Raw genomic sequence first — 17,319 nt, forward strand, 5'->3', positions numbered from 1 at the left:
GTCCTCCAGAAGACGTTGCCCGTAGGATCAACCTTGACCTGTGGGGAAGGTCAAGTGCCTTTAGTATTCCAGTGCGGCGGGTTTGAGATACATGCCGTCCGGGCCCTGGGCGATGCGCAATTTGCGCACGTCACCGGCCTTGAGTGTGATGTTCTGCGCGGGCGGTGCCAGCAGTCCCGGCAGGCAGCCTGGGGTTTGGCCCGGCAGCAGTTTCAGGCGCAGCGATACATCGCCCGCGGGCAGGTTGAACGAGGTGGACTGTTCTTGAAACAGGCGCCCGGCTAGTTGGTCCTGGATGTACAGACCGATTTCGCAGTTGGTCGGCACTTCCAGGCGTTCCCGGGAAATGATCAGCACCGCATAGTCTTCTGCGGCGATGGCTTGGGGCGCAGCGGCGGACAGGCTCATCAGGCCGAGAAGGGCAAAAAACGACCAGCGCATGGCGAATGCTCCGTGGTGTGAATCAAAGATGGGTGAAGCTTGGCCGACGATGCCGCCGAATACCAGCCCGGCAGCTATTCGAGGAACTTGACCTTACCATCGTGGCAAGGTCGAGACTGGGTTCAACCTCATCAAAAGAGTCATGTCATGCAAGTATTCAGCGTTGAAGGAATGACCTGCGGCCATTGCGTTCGTGCGGTGACCCAGGCGGTGCAGAGCCAGGACCCGGCGGCCAGCGTGAAGGTCGACCTTGCGGCAAAGGAAGTGGGCGTCGACAGCCGCTTGTCTGCTGAGCAAGTGATCGCGGCGATCACCGAAGAGGGTTACAGCGCCAAGCTGGCCTGATGCGGAAAAATAGTTAGCGAGCTATCGTGTTCAATGCACCCAAGCGCGGCTAGACTATCGGGCTGCCGTCTCACTTGGGTGCCCGATGAACCTTCGCATAATCCTGATTCTGGGGGCCTTGAGCGCCTTCGCGCCGTTGGCGATCGATTTTTACCTGCCGGGCTTCCCGGCCATGGCCACGGCTTTCGCGACCGATGAAAAACACATCCAGCTGACCCTGGCGGTGTATTTCGCTGGCCTGGCCATCGGCCAATTGATCTATGGCCCGCTGGCGGACCGCTTTGGTCGACGCGGCCCGCTGCTCAGTGGGGTCACCTTGTTTACCTTGGCGTCCTTTGCGTGCGCCTTTGCACCTTCGCTGGAGTGGCTGATCGCAGCACGTTTTGTGCAGGCCCTGGGGGGCTGCGCGGGCATGGTGATTTCCCGTGCGGTGGTCAGCGACAAATGTGATCCCGTGGGCTCGGCCAAGGTTTATTCACAGTTGATGCTGGTGACGGGCCTGGCGCCGATTCTCGCGCCGTTGGCGGGTGGGCTGATGGTCGGTCTGTGGGGCTGGCAGTCGATTTTCCTGGCGCTGTCCCTATTCAGCGTGATGGCGGCCATCGCCGTGGCGGTCGGTTTGCCGGAAACCTTTCCCGCCCACCAGCCGCGTCAGCCGCTGTCCGGATCGCTGCGACGCTATGGGGCGCTGTTGTCTGATCGGGTTTACCTCGGCTATGCCTTGACCGGTGGTATTTCGATTGCCGGGATGTTTGCCTACATCGCCGGTTCACCGTTCGTGTTTATCAAGCTGTACGGCGTACCCGCCGAGCACTACGGCTGGCTGTTTGGTTCCAACGCCGCGGGCTTCATATTGGTGGCGCAGGTCAACGCGCGGTTGCTGGCCAAGCGCGGCCCGGCTTTTTTGCTGTCGCGCACGGTATGGGTGTACCTGCTGGCGGCGTTGACGTTGCTCGGCATCGCGGCCTTGCGCACCGATGCGCTGTGGCCATTGCTGGTGCCGTTGTTTATCTGTATCGCCAGCCTCGGCTGCATTTTGCCCAATACCTCGGCGTGCGCCATGAGCGGGCAGGGTGCGCGGGCCGGTAGCGCTTCGGCGTTGCTCGGCTGCATCCAGTTTGGCGTGGCGGCGGGGGCTGCGTCGTTGGTGGGCGTGTTGCACGACGGCACGGCGATGCCGATGGCGATGGTCATCAGTTTGTGCGGGGTATTGGCCGTGACGATTGCGATGTCGACCCAGCGCCTGCAACGCAAACGGGCCTTGCAGGCGCAGGTCTGAACAGTGGGTCAGCCAGCGGCGGAGCGTTGCTGGCTGTTTGGAAAACGGTGGGGCGCCTGGATACGGGCTTGCAGGGTGTCGGCAAAGGCACGCGCCTCGGCCTCGGTGCGGAAGGTGAACGCGTCCTGGTCGAGACGGACCTGCCATTTATTGCCTGCGGATTTTGCTAACGCTTTTATCAGGATCTTCATTGCTGACTTCCTCACGTAAAAGAATCGTGGCAAAGGCGGCCAATATAAACCCGAATACGCTCACAAATATGACAAAGATCAACTCTCGGACTAGCGGTGTCGTCCATTACTCACATGAATAATGGACGACCCTGACAGCCGTTTTTTCAGAACCCTTCCAGCACGATCTTGCCTTTGGCCTTGCCGCTTTCCAGCAGCGCATGGGCGCGTCGCAGATTCTCTGCATTGATCACACCGAAGTGCTCGCCCACCGTGGTTTTCAGGGTGCCGGCGTCGATCAGGTCGGCCACGCGATTGAGCAGGTTGTGCTGTTCGATCATGTCCGGCGTCTCGAACATCGAACGCGTGTACATGAACTCCCAGTGCAGCGACAGGCTCTTGCGCTTGAGCTTGCTGACGTCCAGTGCCTTGGGATCGTCGATCAGTGCCAGCTTGCCCTGGGGTTGCAGGGCTTCCACCAGTTGGTCCAGGTGATGATCCGTCTGGGTCAGGCTGGCGACGTGGGTCACTTGCGGGTGTCCGGCGGTTTTCAGCGCTTCGCTCAGCGGTTGGCTGTGGTCGATCACCAGGTCCGCACCGAGTGACTTGGCCCATTCCTGGGTTTCCGGGCGCGACGCCGTGCCGATCACGGTCAAGGCGGTGAGCTGGCTGGCCAATTGCGTCAGGATCGACCCCACGCCACCGGCAGCGCCGACGATCAGCAGGCTCTGGCCTTCATCCTTTTTGCCTTCACGCACTTGCAGGCGTTCGAACAACAATTCCCAGGCGGTAATGGCGGTCAGCGGCAGCGCAGCGGCGTCGCTGAAACCAAGGCTTTTCGGCATGTGGCCGACGATGCGCTCATCCACGGCGTGCAGTTCGCTGTTGCCGCCCGGGCGCACCAGGGAACCGGCGTAGAACACCTTGTCACCGGCCTTGAACAACGTCACTTCGCTGCCGACGGCCTTGACCACGCCGGCCACGTCCCAGCCCAGCACTTTGGCGGTGCCGTTTTCCGGGGCGACGTTCTGGCGCACCTTGGTGTCCACCGGGTTGACCGAGATGGCTTTGACTTCCACCAGCAGGTCGCGCGGGCCGGCGACGGGTGCCGGCAACTCGATGTCTTGCAGGGCGTTTGGATCGTTGATCGGCAGTGAGGCGTAGTAGGCAATAGCTTTCATGATGGCTCCGGAAAAGGGCGGTGATCAGGCGAGGAATTTCAGGCGCTTGAGTTCGAAGTGTTCGAGCACATCAGCCGCCTTGGCGCGAAAGCTCAGGATGTGCGCGCTCTGGTCATGGTCGGCCAGCGCGGCGTCATCGCTCCAGCGTTCGAGCATGTAGAAGGTTTCGGGGTGTTGCAGGTCCTGGTGCAGGTCGTACTGCTCGCAACCGGCTTCCAGGCGCGTGGGTTCCAGCAGGCCACGCAGCAAGGTTTCCAAGGTGGCCTGTTGGTCGGGCTTGGCGATCAGCGTGGCGATGACGTTAAAGGCTGTGGACATATTCAACTCCAGACACGTGATAAGCGGGATGCACAGATGATTGGCTATTTCCCGCCGCGATAAAAGCGGCTAAAACAGCAGTCTGTTTCAATAAAATTTTGATAATGGGCGGGATGCATGCTGCGTTTTGATGATTTGCAGTTGTTCGTGCGGGCGGCGGACTTGGGCAGCCTGTCCGCTGCGGCACGGGTGATGGACCTGTCGCCTGCGGTGGCCAGCGCGGCGCTCAAGCGTATCGAGCAGCAACTGGGCGCGCGTTTGCTGGCACGCTCCACGCGCAGCCTGCGCCTGACCGCCGAAGGCGAGGGTTTCCTGGAATACGCCCGCGCGGCGTTGAGCTCGCTGGATGAAGGACGACGCTTGTTGGCCAGTGGCCAGGACCATGTCAGCGGGGTGCTGCAACTCTCGGCCCCTTCGGATTTCGGGCGTAACCAACTGCTGCCGTGGCTGGACGAGTTCCAGCGTGAGTACCCGCAGCTCACCGTGCGCCTGCTGTTGGGCGATCGTATTGCCGATCTGTTCCGTCAACCGGTGGATATCGCCCTGCGTTACGGTGAGCCCGAGGATTCCAGCCTTGTCGCGCTGCCTGTCGCACCGAATAACGTTCGCGTGCTGTGTGCCTCCCCCAGTTACCTCGCTCGGCAGGGTGAACCTCGGCATCTGGAGCAATTGGCCCAACACAATTGCCTGCTGTATATGCTCGGCAGCCGGGTCCACGATCACTGGAGCTTTCACGATGGCAAACGTGAAGTCAGCCTGACGGTCAGCGGAGACCGTTTCAGTGACGATGCCGACGTCGTCCGCCGTTGGGCGGTGGCGGGTGTGGGCATTGCCTACAAGTCCTGGCTCGATGTCAGCACCGACGTGCTGGCTGGGCGATTGCGCGTGATCCTGCCTGAACTGCGTGGCGAGCGCACGCCGCTCAACCTGCTGTGCGCTCACCGTGCGCAACTGAGCAAGCCCATCAACCTGTTGCGGGAAATGCTCGTGTCCCGTTGTGCGACGTTGACCGCCCAGTTGTCGGAGCGATGGCACGCGAGGTAACGGCTTCCATCACAGTAGGAAATTTCACTCAGATCCCGTCCCTATCCACGCTGTCAGACGCGGTGGAACTGCGGGTGGGCGCCCCTATACTTTGGCGCCAACCTCATCAGAACAATAAATCGACAGGGAGTGAAAGATGGAAGCAGCGCCTTGTATCAGTCAGATCGCCAGCTTGCTCGCCGAGCCCAAACGCACCGCCATGCTGTGGGCCTTGATGGATGGCTCGGCCAAGTCGCCGGTAGAGTTGGCGACGCTCACCGGGTTGTCGGCGACCTCCGCCAATGCGCATCTGGCGCGACTGACCGCGGGTGGTTTGTTGCGGGTGGAGGCCCGGCGTGGCAAGCGCTTGTTTCGCGTGGCCGCGCCTGATGTCAGCGCCGCCATCAATGCCATGGCCAGGACCACCATGGCCTGCGCCGTACGCAGTGCGCCGGACACGTTACCGCAACCGCTGGCGGCCCCGCCGTCGTTGCGCCATGCCCGGCTGTGCCATGGGCACCTAGGCGGCGAGCTGGGAGCGCAGCTGTATCAACATATGCTGGAGGCGGGGTGGATCGAGCGCTACGAGCAACGTACCGATGTCACGGTAAAGGGCGCGCAGCATTTGGCAGGCCTGGGTATTTTCACCCAGGCGCTGGCGTCGCCGCTGGTGTGTAACTGTTTCGATTGGAGCCAGCAGCAGCCGCACTTGGGCGGTGCGTTGGGGGCGGGGTTGTTGCAACTGTTTTTACAGTCGAATTGGATCAGCGTGATCAACGAGTCACAGGCGTTGCAGGTCAATGATCTCGAGCAGTTGGAAATCACCCGATTGGCCATGCCTGCGTGATCCTGCGCGGTGGCGGCAGAGGGCAATGCTTAGCCGTTGTGGGAGCGGCGGTGCGACGTGCTCGCCTGCATTCACTCAGTGAGTGAGGCTTATGGCTTGACCAGACGCGCATCCAGGCTGTTCTGCGCCAGGCGTTTGGCTTGGTCCTGGGTCATGCCCAGCGAGGTGTACAGCGCGTGGAAGTTCTCGGTGACATAACCGCCGAAGTAGGCCGGGTCATCCGAGTTCACCGTGACCTTCACGCCGCGCTCGAGCATGTCGAGGATGTTGTGTTGGGCCATGTCGTCGAACACGCACAGTTTGGTATTGGACAGTGGGCACACGGTCAGCGGAATCTGTTCGTCGATGATGCGCTGCATCAGGCGCTCGTCTTCGATGGCGCGTACGCCATGGTCGATGCGCTGGATTTTCAGCAGGTCGATGGCTTCCCAGATGTATTCGGGCGGGCCCTCTTCGCCGGCGTGGGCCACGGTGAGGAAGCCTTCGTGGCGGGCACGGTCGAACACACGCTGGAACTTGCTCGGCGGGTGACCCATTTCCGAACTGTCCAGGCCCACGGCCACGAACGCATCACGGAACGGCAAGGCCTGGTCGAGGGTTTTCTCGGCTTCGGCTTCGCTCAGGTGGCGCAGGAAGCTGAGGATCAAACCGCTGGTGATACCCAACTGCTGCTCGCCATCTTTCAGCGCAGCGGCGATGCCGTTCAGCACCACTTCGAACGGAATACCACGATCGGTGTGGGTTTGCGGGTCGAAGAACGGTTCGGTGTGGATCACGTTCTGCTCTTTGCAACGCAGCAGGTAGGCCCAGGTGAGGTCGTAGAAGTCCTGGGAGGTGCGCAGCACATCGGCGCCCTTGTAGTACAGGTCGAGAAACTCTTGCAGGTTGTTGAAGGCGTAGGCCTTGCGCAGGGTTTCGACATCGTTCCACGGCAGCGCGATCTTGTTGCGCTCGGCCAGGGCGAACAGCAGCTCCGGCTCCAGCGAGCCTTCCAGGTGCAGGTGCAGTTCAGCCTTGGGCAGGGCATTGAGCCAATCGTACATTTTCTAAATTCTCATCAGGTGCAATGGCGGCATTCTACAGGGCATGGCCGAAATAATCGGCAAAACCTGACCAGCAGGAGAGTTTTGCTTTTATTTACGCAAGGGCCGTGTGAACTAAGGTGTAACGAAACGTTAGCGGCTTGGCGCAGTCTGTACCCCATCAATGACTGATTTGCCGTACTAAAAGGCCCGTAATGCTCACATCCCTCAAGCAAGAAAAATTCATGCTGCTGGCGCTGATTGCCGCCATCGCCGCCTACCCTTTGGAGCACTGGATGCTCCATAGCGGGCAAATGGTGGCGCTGCTGGCCGGCGTGGCGCTGATCGGCTTTATCGTCGTGGCATCGATGCGCGTGGCTCATCACGCCGAGCAACTGGCGGAAAAGGTCGGCGACCCCTACGGCACCATGATCCTCACGCTCGCTGCGGTGCTGGTGGAAGTGGTGATCCTGGCGATCATGATGAGTAATGAACCGTCGCCCACCCTGGTGCGCGACACCATCTACTCGGCGGTGATGCTCGACATCAACGGGATTCTCGGCCTGGCCGCGCTGATGGGCGGCATCAAGCATGGCGAACAATCCTACAATGACGATTCGGCGCGCACCTACAGCGTGATGATCCTCACCGCCATGGGCGTGTCGATGGTGGTGCCGGAATTTATCCCCGAAGCCGACTGGAAAATTTACTCGGCCTTCACCATTGGCGCGATGGTGGTGCTTTACACCCTGTTCCTGCGCATGCAGGTGGGGCCGCACAGTTATTTTTTCAGCTACAGCTATCCGGAAAAACGCCGTAAGAAGCAGCCGCAAGAGCAGGACGCACCGTCGGTCAACCTGGCGTTCTCCATAGGCACCCTGGTGTTCGGGGTGATCGTGATTGGCGCGCTGGCCGAGGTGATGTCCAAGACGCTCGACCTGGGCCTGGAAGGTACGGGGGCGCCGCCGGTGATCACGGCGATCGTGGTCGCGGCTATTTCGGCGGCGCCGGAGATTTTGACCGCGTTGCGCGCTGCGTTGGCGAACCGCATGCAGTCGGTGGTGAATATCGCGTTGGGTGCATCGTTGTCGACGGTGATCTTGACGGTGCCGGTGATGGAGGCCATGGCGCTCTACACTGGCCAGCCGTTCCAGATGGCGATGACGCCGGTACAAACGGTGATGGTGTTTATCACGCTGATTGTCAGCGCGATCAACCTCAACGATGGCGAAACCAATGCCATTGAGGGGATGACGCATTTTGTGTTGTTTGCGACCTTTATCATGTTGTCGCTGCTGGGGTTGTAACCGGTTCTTCAAACCACCACAAAAACGAAGGTGGGAGGGGGCTTGCTCCCGATGGCGGAGTGTCAGCCAGTACATGTATCGGCTGAACCACCGCTATCGGGGGCAAGCCCCCTCCCACATTTTGACCTGTGTTTGGCTTAGATTCCGGCGATCAGTTGTTTCGCTGCCTGGCTGTGATCGGCGATCAGGCCTTTCAGATCCAGTCCTTCGACTTGGCCATCGATTACGCGCCACGTGCCGCCGATCATTACCCGATCTGCCCGATCAGCGCCGCACAACAGCAGCGCCGAGATTGGATCGTGGCTGCCGGAGAAGCGCAGCTCATCGAGCTTGAACAGCGCCAGGTCGGCCTGTTTGCCGACAGCCAATTCACCGATATCCGTACGCCCGAGTAACTGCGCCGAGCCTTTGGTCGCCCAGCCAAGTACACCTTCCGGGGTGATTTTTTCCGCGCCATAACGTAGACGCTGGATATACAAGGCCTGGCGGGTTTCGAGGATCATGTTCGACGCGTCGTTGGAGGCGGAACCGTCCACGCCCAGGCCGATGGGCGCGCCCGCAGCGAGCAGGTCCAGGGTCGGGCAGATGCCGGACGCCAGGCGCATGTTCGAGCTTGGGCAGTGGCAGATACCGGTGCCGGCGGCGCCCAGGCGCGCAATTTCATCCGGGTTGAAGTGAATGCCATGGGCCAGCCAGGTCCGCGGGCCGAGCCAGCCGACGCTGTCGAGGTAGTCCACGGTGCGCAGCCCGAAACGTTGGAGGCAGAAGTCTTCCTCGTCGAGGGTTTCCGCCAGGTGAGTGTGCAGGCGCACATCCAGGGTGTTTGCCAGTTCGGCGCTGGCTTGCATGATTTCCGGGGTGACGGAAAACGGTGAGCAGGGTGCCAGGGCAATCTGGATGTGCGCGCCATCGCCGCGTTGGTGGTATTCGCGGATCAGGCGCTGGCTGTCTTCGAGGATGACTTGGCCTTGTTGTACGGTCTGTTGCGGCGGTAGGCCACCGTCGGCTTCGCCCAGGCTCATGGAACCGCGGGTGAGCATGGCGCGCATGCCCAATTCGCGCACGCTGTCGACTTGCACGTCGATGGCGTTTTCCAGGCCGTCGGGGAACAGGTAGTGGTGGTCAGCCGCCGTGGTGCAGCCCGAGAGCAGCAATTCTGCGAGTGCCACCTTGGACGCCAGGGCAAGTTTTTCCGGGGTCAGCCGTGCCCATACCGGGTACAGGGTTTTCAACCAGGGAAACAAGGGTTGATTGACCACCGGCGCCCAGGCGCGGGTCAGGGTTTGGTAGAAGTGATGGTGAGTGTTGATCAGCCCTGGCAGGACCACATGCTCACGCGCATCGAACACTTGGGTGCAGGGTTGTGCGGGTGCTTTGCCTTGGGCCAGCACTTCGCTGATCACACCGTCTTGCAGCACCAGGCCGCCACGGGCGTCGAGGCCGTTGGCAGTGAAAATGGCGAGGGGGTTTTTTAACCAGATACGGGTCGCAGGCATTGGCCGGCTCCTCTGAATGATGGGTTCAGGTTTGCCAGCTCAGTGTTGCCCTGTCTGCTGATCCAGGGTCGCCGGGGAGGGCGAGGTGCGTAGATTACGTGTAGTTCGAGATCTGGTCTACCTGTAGGAATACAGCGCGTTCAGTGTGGGAGGGAGCAAGCCCCCCTCCCTTCCACCTGTTCATCCTCGGTGGTTACCACGCGATGGTGTCGCCTTTGTAATCGATGAAGTGATGACCGCCTTTGCCAGTGTAGGCGTTCACTTGGTCAACCAGGCCACGCACGCTGGTGTCCACGTCGATGTGCGCGTTTTCGCCGCCCATATCGGTCTTCACCCAGCCCGGGTGCAACGACAGTACGGTCAACTTGTGATCACCCAGCTGGGTGATAAAGCTGTTGGTCATGGAGTTGAGCGCGGCCTTGCTGGCTTTGTACAGCGCCAGGTCGGAGCCGTCGGGGATGGTCACGCTGCCCAATACCGAACTCATGAAAGCCAGTACGCCGCTGTCCTTGCGGATCTGCCCGACAAAGCGCTGGGCCAGGTTGATCGGCGCCACGGCGTTGGTAAAAAACAATTGGCCGACTTCGGCCAGGGTGGCGTGCCCCGGCTCCTGATTGGCAGGGCCTTTGACGCCGGCGTTGACGAACAGCAGGTCGAAGGTGCGTTCCTTGAGGCGTTGGGCCAGGGCGATCACGGCTTGCTGGTCGTCCATGTCGAGTTTTTCGATCTGGACCGGGCCAACGGCTTTCAGGGCATCGGCCTTGCTCGGATCACGCACGGTGGCGGTCACGTCCCAACCGTCCTGAAGCAGTTGCTTGACCAGGCCAAGGCCCAGCCCGCGCGAGGCGCCGATGATCAATGCGGTTTTTGGCGTAGACATGAAAAGCTTCCTTTGGAGTCGCGGTTCAGGGAGTGCAACGTTAGCAGTTTCAGCGGTGTAGCAGGATACGCCCACGGCTGAGGTCGGCGAGTTGAGTTTGCAGGGTGTCGATATGGGCTTCGCCCAAGGCGAGCTGCAACTCGACGCCGTTGGCGGTGAAAGTTTCTTCAATCACCAGCCCGCCCAGTTCAGCGACGCGCAATTTCACCAGGTTCAGCTCGGCGAACCCACAGGCGCAACTCAGCGGGACGCGGCTGATCAGTTCGATGCGTTCGGCATTTTGCATGCATTTATTCGCGCCGCCGCCATACGCACGGGCGAGACCGCCGGTTCCCAGCTGGATGCCGCCGTACCAGCGAATCACCAGCACCGCGACCTGATCAAAACCCTGTGCCTCGATGGCCGCCAGGATCGGCCGTCCGGCGGTGCCGCCGGGTTCGCCGTCGTCATTGCTGCGGTATTGGTCGGCAAGTTTCCAGGCCCAGCAATTGTGCGTGGCGTTCAGGTCGCTGTACTGCTCGAAAAACGCCTGGGCGTCTTGCGGGCTGGTGATCGGGGCGGCGAGGGTGATGAAGCGGCTTTTGCGTATTTCTTCGCGAAACTCGCAAAGGCCGGTGAGCGTGAAAGGCATAAGTCGCTTCGTTTAATAGGCGGGCTTGATGCCACAGCCCTTGAGAATGATGTGGATCAGGTTGGTGCCGGCGTCTTCCATGTCCTGCTTGGTCAGCTTGGTGCGACCGGTGACGCGGCAGATCTGGGTGGCGAAGTCGGCGTAGTGCTGGGTGCTGCCCCACAGCAGGAAAATCAGGTGCACGGGGTCTATCGGGTCCATCTTGCCGGCGTCGATCCAGGCTTGGAACACGGCCGCGCGGCCGCTGAACCAAGCGCGGTAATCCTGGCTGAAATATTCGGTGAGGCATTCACCGCCGCTGATGATCTCCATGGCGAAGATCCGTGAAGCCTGGGGTTGGCGCCGTGAGAATTCCATCTTGGTGCGGATGTAGCGGGTGAGGGCCACGGCCGGATCATCCTCGGCGGTCAGCGCGTTGAAGGTGCTGTCCCACAGTTCGAGGATATTGCTGAGCACTGCGATATACAGGCCCAGCTTGTTGGTGAAGTAGTAGTGCAGATTGGCCTTCGGCAGCCCGGCACTGGCCGCGATGGTGTTCATGCTGGTGCCTTTGTAGCCATGGCGCGCGAACTCGTCTTCAGCAGCCTGGAGAATCGCTTGTTCGTTCTTTTGCCGAATGCGGCTGGCGGGTTTACCGGCTTGGTTGCTGTGGGCAGGAACTTCGAGGCTCATGGAGGTTTCCGTGCTGATCGATAGAGACGACGTGTGCACAGATAACCCACCCTCAAGCCTCAGACAAGTCCTGATGCAATAAAACCGTCAAAGCGGTTCCAGTGTGTCGCTTTCCGTTGTGTGGTTTGCGTCAGCACGGGCGGCTTTGGCTTCCGGCAATAACAGGCACAACACGATGGCTGTGAGCCCGCCGCTGGTGATGGCCGAATCGAACAGGTTCTGCACCAGCATGGGCATCAAGTGCAGCAGGTTCGGTTGGGCGGCGATGCCCAGGCCGACACCAAACGACGTGGCGATGATCAGCATGCTGCGCCGGTCCAGCGGTGCCTGGGCGAGGATGCGCACGCCGGCGGCGGCCACACTGCCGAACATCACCAGGGTTGCGCCGCCCAGTACCGGTTTGGGGATTTGCTGCAGCACTGCGCCGATCAACGGAAACAGGCCCAGGCCAAACAACACCACGCCGATATATAAGCCGACGTAACGGCTGGCCACGCCGGTGAGTTGGATCACGCCGTTGTTTTGCGCGAAGGTGGTGTTGGGGAAGGCGCTGAAGGTGGCGGCGATCATGCAGCTCACGCCATCGCCGAGTACGCCGCCCTTGAGCCGGCTTATATAGGAAGGGCCGCTGATGGGCTGGCGGGCGATCATGCAGTTGGCGGTGAGGTCGCCGACGGTTTCGATGCTGCTGATCAGATAAATCAGCGCGATCGGCAGGAAAGCGCTCCAGTCGAAGTTGAAACCGAAGCGAAACGGAATCGGCAGGCTCACCAGCGGCAGGTCGGGCAGGGCTTGGGGCACGAGTTTGCCGCTGAACCAGGCGGCCAGGCTGCCTAGGGCCAGGCCGATGATGATGGCCGAGAGGCGTACCCACGGCGTGTTGGAGCGGTTGAGCAGTATGATCGTCAACACCACGAACAGACCCAGCGCCAGGTTGGTGGGTGCGCCGAAGTCGGGGGCGTTGAAACCGCCGCCAAGGTCAGTGATGCCGACCTTGATCAAGCTGATGCCGATCAGGGTGATGACAATCCCGGTCACCAGCGGCGTGATGACCCGACGCAGTTGACCGATGAATCGGCTCAGCACGATCTGCACCCCGGCGCCGAAAAAGCACACGCCAAAGATCATCGCCATGATGTCTTCCGGACTGCCGCCGCGTTGCTTCACCAGGAAGCCCGCCGACAGCACCGCGCCGAGGAACGCGAAGCTGGTGCCTTGCAGGCAGATCATCCCGGCGCCGATACCAAATGGCCTACGCGCCTGGATGAAGGTGCCCACACCGGAAACCATCAACGCCATGCTGATCAGGTACGGTAAATGCGCGGTGAGTCCCAAGGTAGAACCGATGATCAGCGGCGGGGTGATGATGCCAACAAAGGCGGCCAGCACGTGTTGCAGTGCAGCGAGGAAGGCCGGGGCAGGTTTCGGCCGGTCGTTGAGGCCGTAGATAAGGTCGCTGGGGCTGGAGGTTTCTGGTGGCATGGGGGGCAAACTCGAGTCGGACGGTTCTAGGTCCTTGTGCGCTTGCAAAAAGCTGTCCAGTTGCTCAGCTTTTCACAAAAGACCTGGGTTAGCGCGTTGCTGCCAGGCTTTCGAGGAAGCTTTCCAGCACCAAATGGGGGCGACGGCCCTTGCGCGTGACCGATGCGAGGCTCAAATCGTAAAAACGTGTAGCCGGTTTCAGCGCACGCAGTCGGCCTTGTTGTACCCACAGGCTGGCGTAGTGATCGGGCAAGTAGCCGATGTAGCGACCGGTGAGGATCAGGAAGGCCATGCCTTCGCGGTCGGAGGCGCTGGCGGTGCAGTTGAGGACTTGGTAATGGGCCTGGATCTCGGCGGGCAGGCGGAAGGTCGGGGCGATGGCGTCCTGGGCATCGATGCGTGCATCGTCCAGCTGCTTGTTTTCGGCATAGAACAACGGATGGCCCACCGCGCAGTAGAGCAGTGAACGCTCGCTGTACAGCGGCTGGTATTCCAACCCCGACAGGGCGCTGGCCTGGGGCACCACGCCGACATGCAGGCGGCCGTCGAGTACGCCTTGTTCAACTTCGTTGGGGGCGATCATACGGATCTGGATCTGCACGTCCGGGCCGCGCTCCTTCAATTGCGCGAGCGCGTGGGTGATGCGCATATGGGGCAGAGTGACGAGGTTGTCGGTGAGGCCGATGATCAGTTCCCCGCGCAGATGCTGGTGCAGGCCGTTGACCTCGGTGCGAAAGCTTTCCAAGGCACTTAATAGTTGCAGGGCCGATTGGTAGACCTCGCGACCCTCTTCGGTCAGGGAAAACCCGGCGCGGCCGCGTTGGCACAGTCTTAATCCGAGCCGTTGCTCAAGATCGCTCATTTGCTGGCTGATCGCCGAACGCCCGATGCCCAGCACGGTTTCCGCCGCCGAAAAGCCCCCGCACTCCACCACGCTGCGGAAGATGCGCAGCAGGCGGATATCAAAGTCGCTGACTTGCGCCAGGGGATCGGGTCGACGGCTGCTCATAGTTTAGTGAAGGCCTGACTGAAGGTTAGAAGAGTTGGATTTCACCGACTTTATCGCCGTGGCAATTTAGCTGCAACAACGCTCTTTCAATCCCGACGCTGCCTTTTGCCTTGCGAGGTTTTGCTGATGAACATGCCCGAAAACGCCCCATCGTCCCTGGCCAGCCAATTGAAGCTGGACGCTCACTGGATGCCGTACACGGCCAACCGTAACTTTCAGCGAGACCCGCGCCTGATCGTGGCGGCTGAAGGTAGTTGGTTGATTGATGACAAGGGGCGCAAGGTGTATGACTCGTTGTCGGGCCTGTGGACCTGCGGCGCCGGGCACACGCGTAAGGAGATCCAGGAAGCGGTCGCCAAGCAACTGGGGACTTTGGACTACTCGCCGGGCTTCCAGTACGGTCATCCGTTGTCCTTCCAATTGGCGGAAAAGATCACCGACCTGACCCCTGGCAACCTGAATCATGTGTTCTTCACCGATTCCGGCTCCGAGTGCGCCGATACCGCGGTGAAAATGGTGCGTGCGTACTGGCGCCTCAAAGGTCAGGCCACCAAGACCAAGATGATCGGCCGCGCCCGTGGTTATCACGGTGTGAACATCGCCGGTACCAGCCTGGGTGGCGTCAACGGTAACCGTAAGTTATTTGGCCAGGGCTTGATGGACGTTGACCATCTGCCGCACACGTTGCTGGCAAGCAATGCCTTCTCCCGCGGCATGCCGGAGCAGGGCGGTATCGCGTTGGCCGATGAGCTGCTCAAGCTGATTGAATTGCACGATGCGTCGAACATCGCTGCGGTGTTTGTCGAGCCGATGGCGGGCTCCGCTGGCGTGCTGGTGCCGCCTCAGGGTTACCTCAAGCGCCTGCGTGAGATCTGCGATCAACACAACATCCTGCTGGTGTTCGATGAAGTGATCACCGGTTTCGGCCGTACCGGCTCGATGTTCGGTGCCGACAGCTTCGGCGTGACCCCGGACCTGATGTGCATCGCCAAGCAAGTCACCAACGGCGCCATCCCGATGGGCGCGGTGATCGCCAGCAGCGAGATCTATCAGACGTTCATGAACCAGGCGACGCCGGAGTACGCAGTTGAGTTTCCGCACGGCTACACTTATTCGGCGCACCCGGTAGCCTGCGCCGCCGGCCTGGCTGCATTGGAGCTGTTGCAGAAGGAAAACCTGGTGCAGAGCGTCGCCGAAGTCGCCCCGCACTTTGAGAATGCGCTGCATGGCCTGAAGGGCAGCAAGAACGTCATCGACATCCGCAACTACGGGCTTGCGGGCGCTATCCAGATTGCCCCGCGTGACGGTGATGCGATCGTGCGCCCCTTTGAGGCCGGCATGGCCTTGTGGAAAGCCGGTTTCTACGTGCGTTTTGGTGGCGACACCCTGCAGTTCGGGCCAACCTTCAACAGCAAGCCGCAGGACCTGGATCGCCTGTTCGATGCGGTCGGCGAAGTGCTGAACAAGATCGACTGATTTCTCCTTCTATATAGAACAACTTTTCAGGAGCCCTGCATGAGCCTTATCCAGCATTTGATCAACGGCGAGTTGGTCAACGACAGCGGTCGCAGTGCCGACGTGTATAACCCGTCCACCGGGCAGGTGATCCACCAGGTGCCGTTGGCCAGCCGTGAAACCATTCAACAGGCGATCGACTCGGCCAAGGCGGCGTTCCCGGCTTGGCGTAATACCCCGCCCGCCAAACGTGCTCAGGTGATGTTCCGTTTCAAGCAATTGCTGGAGCAGAACGAAGCGCGTATCTCGCAGTTGATCAGCGAAGAGCATGGTAAGACGCTGGAAGACGCCGCCGGTGAGCTGAAGCGTGGGATCGAAAACGTTGAGTACGCGTGCTCGGCGCCGGAGATTCTGAAGGGCGAGTACAGCCGTAACGTAGGGCCGAACATTGATGCGTGGTCGGATTTCCAGCCGCTGGGGGTAGTGGCTGGTATCACGCCGTTCAACTTCCCGGCGATGGTGCCGTTGTGGATGTACCCGCTGGCCATTGTCTGCGGTAACTGTTTCATCCTGAAACCCTCGGAGCGTGATCCGAGTTCGACGCTCTTGATCGCACAGCTGCTGCAGGAGGCGGGTCTGCCTAAAGGCGTGCTGAGCGTGGTGCACGGTGACAAGGGCGCTGTGGATGCGCTGATCGAAGCGCCGGAAGTGAAAGCGCTGAGCTTCGTGGGCTCGACGCCGATTGCCGAGTACATCTATTCCGAAGCGACCAAACGCGGTAAGCGCGTACAGGCACTGGGTGGCGCGAAGAACCATGCGGTATTGATGCCGGATGCGGACCTGGATAACGCCGTCAGTGCTTTGATGGGCGCGGCGTACGGTTCCTGCGGCGAGCGTTGCATGGCGATCTCGGTGGCCGTGTGCGTGGGTGACCAGGTGGCGGACGCGTTAATCGCCAAGCTGGTGCCGCAGGTCAAGGCGTTGAAGATCGGTGCGGGCACCTCTTGTGGCCTGGATATGGGGCCGCTGGTGACCGGTCAGGCGCGTGACAAAGTCAGTGGCTATATAGAAGACGGTGTTTCTTCCGGCGCCAAGTTGGTGGTGGATGGCCGTGGGCTGAGTGTTGCGGGCCATGAAGAGGGGTTCTTCCTGGGGGGCAGTCTGTTTGATCATGTGACGCCTGAAATGCGTATCTACAAAGAAGAGATCTTTGGGCCGGTGCTGTGCGTGGTGCGGGTGGCTAGCCTGGAAGCGGCGATGCAACTGATCAACGACCATGAATACGGTAACGGTACGTGTATCTTCACCCGTGATGGTGAAGCGGCGCGTCTATTCTGCGATGAGATTGAAGTGGGCATGGTGGGCGTTAACGTTCCACTGCCGGTGCCGGTGGCGTATCACAGCTTTGGTGGCTGGAAGCGTTCGCTGTTTGGCGACCTGCATGCCTATGGGCCGGATGGGGTGCGTTTCTATACCCGTCGCAAGGCGATTACCCAGCGTTGGCCGCAACGGGCCAGCCATGAAGCGTCGCAGTTTGCCTTCCCTAGCCTGTAAGGGGGGCTAGAAAGCCGGCCCCTTGGGGCCGGCTTTTGCGTTTTTGAGCGCTTTTTGACCGATATGACAGAAATGTGAAAAAAGGTGTTGACGGCAGATTCTGGAAGTCTATAATTCGCCCCACTTCCGGCGCAGTCGAAACGGAAAACTCCTTGGTAAACAAAGAGTTACGCAGGATTCGACAGCGAGTTGCTTCAGTTCATCGAA

At 60.7% G+C, this 17,319-nt stretch carries 18 protein-coding genes; 7 read left to right on the forward strand and 11 right to left on the reverse strand.

From position 1 onward, the window contains the following. Nucleotides 1–60: 60 nt before the first annotated feature. A complete protein-coding gene (locus tag QCBJ_RS15835) occupies nt 61–441 on the reverse strand; it encodes a hypothetical protein (protein ID WP_012722038.1) in 381 nt (126 codons plus the stop codon). A 147-nt stretch (nt 442–588) separates the two neighbouring features. Here QCBJ_RS15835 and QCBJ_RS15840 point away from each other — a divergent pair, with 147 nt between their 5' ends. Continuing rightward, the gene (locus QCBJ_RS15840; protein WP_012722039.1) at nt 589–786 is read left to right on the forward strand and encodes a heavy-metal-associated domain-containing protein; all 198 of its coding nucleotides are present in this window, start codon (nt 589–591) and stop codon (nt 784–786) included. Nucleotides 787–871: 85 nt separating this feature from the next. Further along, complete coding sequence (locus QCBJ_RS15845; protein WP_093542720.1) at nt 872–2,065, forward strand: multidrug effflux MFS transporter; 1,194 nt, start codon at nt 872–874, stop codon at nt 2,063–2,065. An 8-nt stretch (nt 2,066–2,073) separates the two neighbouring features. On the opposite strand, the gene QCBJ_RS15850 is transcribed toward QCBJ_RS15845, so the two are convergent. The 3 genes from QCBJ_RS15850 to QCBJ_RS15860 form a co-directional block, all read right to left on the reverse strand. Further along, entirely contained in the window at nt 2,074–2,256 is a 183-nt protein-coding gene (locus tag QCBJ_RS15850; protein WP_010213424.1) for a hypothetical protein, read from the reverse strand. Nucleotides 2,257–2,402: 146 nt separating this feature from the next. Beyond that, nucleotides 2,403–3,416, reverse strand: coding sequence for a zinc-binding alcohol dehydrogenase family protein (locus QCBJ_RS15855; RefSeq protein WP_102061172.1), 1,014 nt, complete (start codon nt 3,414–3,416; stop codon nt 2,403–2,405). 24 nt (nt 3,417–3,440) lie between these two features. Further along, complete coding sequence (locus tag QCBJ_RS15860; RefSeq protein WP_102061173.1) at nt 3,441–3,734, reverse strand: putative quinol monooxygenase; 294 nt, start codon at nt 3,732–3,734, stop codon at nt 3,441–3,443. A gap of 117 nt (nt 3,735–3,851) precedes the next feature. Here QCBJ_RS15860 and QCBJ_RS15865 point away from each other — a divergent pair, with 117 nt between their 5' ends. Both QCBJ_RS15865 and QCBJ_RS15870 read left to right on the forward strand, forming a co-directional pair. Beyond that, nucleotides 3,852–4,778, forward strand: a complete 927-nt coding sequence (locus QCBJ_RS15865) for a LysR family transcriptional regulator (protein WP_012722043.1) — start codon at nt 3,852–3,854, stop codon at nt 4,776–4,778. 136 nt (nt 4,779–4,914) lie between these two features. After that, a complete protein-coding gene (locus QCBJ_RS15870; protein ID WP_012722044.1) occupies nt 4,915–5,604 on the forward strand; it encodes a helix-turn-helix transcriptional regulator in 690 nt (229 codons plus the stop codon). A gap of 89 nt (nt 5,605–5,693) precedes the next feature. Here QCBJ_RS15870 and QCBJ_RS15875 read toward each other — a convergent pair whose 3' ends face one another. Next, the gene (locus QCBJ_RS15875) at nt 5,694–6,647 is read right to left on the reverse strand and encodes an adenosine deaminase (protein ID WP_012722045.1); all 954 of its coding nucleotides are present in this window, start codon (nt 6,645–6,647) and stop codon (nt 5,694–5,696) included. 194 nt (nt 6,648–6,841) lie between these two features. On the opposite strand from QCBJ_RS15875, the gene QCBJ_RS15880 reads away from it, so the two are divergent. Continuing rightward, nucleotides 6,842–7,933, forward strand: a complete 1,092-nt coding sequence (locus QCBJ_RS15880; RefSeq protein WP_012722046.1) for a calcium:proton antiporter — start codon at nt 6,842–6,844, stop codon at nt 7,931–7,933. A 137-nt stretch (nt 7,934–8,070) separates the two neighbouring features. On the opposite strand, the gene QCBJ_RS15885 is transcribed toward QCBJ_RS15880, so the two are convergent. The 6 genes from QCBJ_RS15885 to QCBJ_RS15910 form a co-directional block, all read right to left on the reverse strand. Continuing rightward, nucleotides 8,071–9,429, reverse strand: a complete 1,359-nt coding sequence (locus QCBJ_RS15885; protein ID WP_102061174.1) for an 8-oxoguanine deaminase — start codon at nt 9,427–9,429, stop codon at nt 8,071–8,073. A gap of 193 nt (nt 9,430–9,622) precedes the next feature. Further along, complete coding sequence (locus QCBJ_RS15890) at nt 9,623–10,309, reverse strand: SDR family oxidoreductase (RefSeq protein WP_012722048.1); 687 nt, start codon at nt 10,307–10,309, stop codon at nt 9,623–9,625. Between the two features lie 49 nt (nt 10,310–10,358). Further along, nucleotides 10,359–10,940: a YigZ family protein gene (locus QCBJ_RS15895; protein ID WP_102061175.1), complete on the reverse strand. Its 582-nt coding sequence runs from the start codon at nt 10,938–10,940 to the stop codon at nt 10,359–10,361. 12 nt (nt 10,941–10,952) lie between these two features. Continuing rightward, a complete protein-coding gene (locus QCBJ_RS15900) occupies nt 10,953–11,612 on the reverse strand; it encodes a TetR/AcrR family transcriptional regulator (protein ID WP_012722050.1) in 660 nt (219 codons plus the stop codon). Between the two features lie 87 nt (nt 11,613–11,699). Further along, nucleotides 11,700–13,094 (reverse strand): uracil-xanthine permease family protein, encoded by a 1,395-nt coding sequence (locus QCBJ_RS15905; protein WP_102061176.1) that lies wholly within the window; start codon nt 13,092–13,094, stop codon nt 11,700–11,702. An 88-nt stretch (nt 13,095–13,182) separates the two neighbouring features. Next, a complete protein-coding gene (locus QCBJ_RS15910) occupies nt 13,183–14,103 on the reverse strand; it encodes a LysR family transcriptional regulator (protein WP_093542710.1) in 921 nt (306 codons plus the stop codon). A gap of 126 nt (nt 14,104–14,229) precedes the next feature. Between QCBJ_RS15910 and QCBJ_RS15915 the strand changes: the two genes are divergently transcribed. Continuing rightward, entirely contained in the window at nt 14,230–15,579 is a 1,350-nt protein-coding gene (locus tag QCBJ_RS15915) for an aspartate aminotransferase family protein (protein ID WP_012722053.1), read from the forward strand. Between the two features lie 39 nt (nt 15,580–15,618). Beyond that, nucleotides 15,619–17,112, forward strand: a complete 1,494-nt coding sequence (locus tag QCBJ_RS15920) for a CoA-acylating methylmalonate-semialdehyde dehydrogenase (protein ID WP_012722054.1) — start codon at nt 15,619–15,621, stop codon at nt 17,110–17,112. Nucleotides 17,113–17,319 lie beyond the last annotated feature (207 nt).

Source organism: Pseudomonas sp. QC2, assembly GCF_002859085.1.
GTDB classification, from domain to species: Bacteria; Pseudomonadota; Gammaproteobacteria; order Pseudomonadales; family Pseudomonadaceae; genus Aquipseudomonas; species Aquipseudomonas petroselini.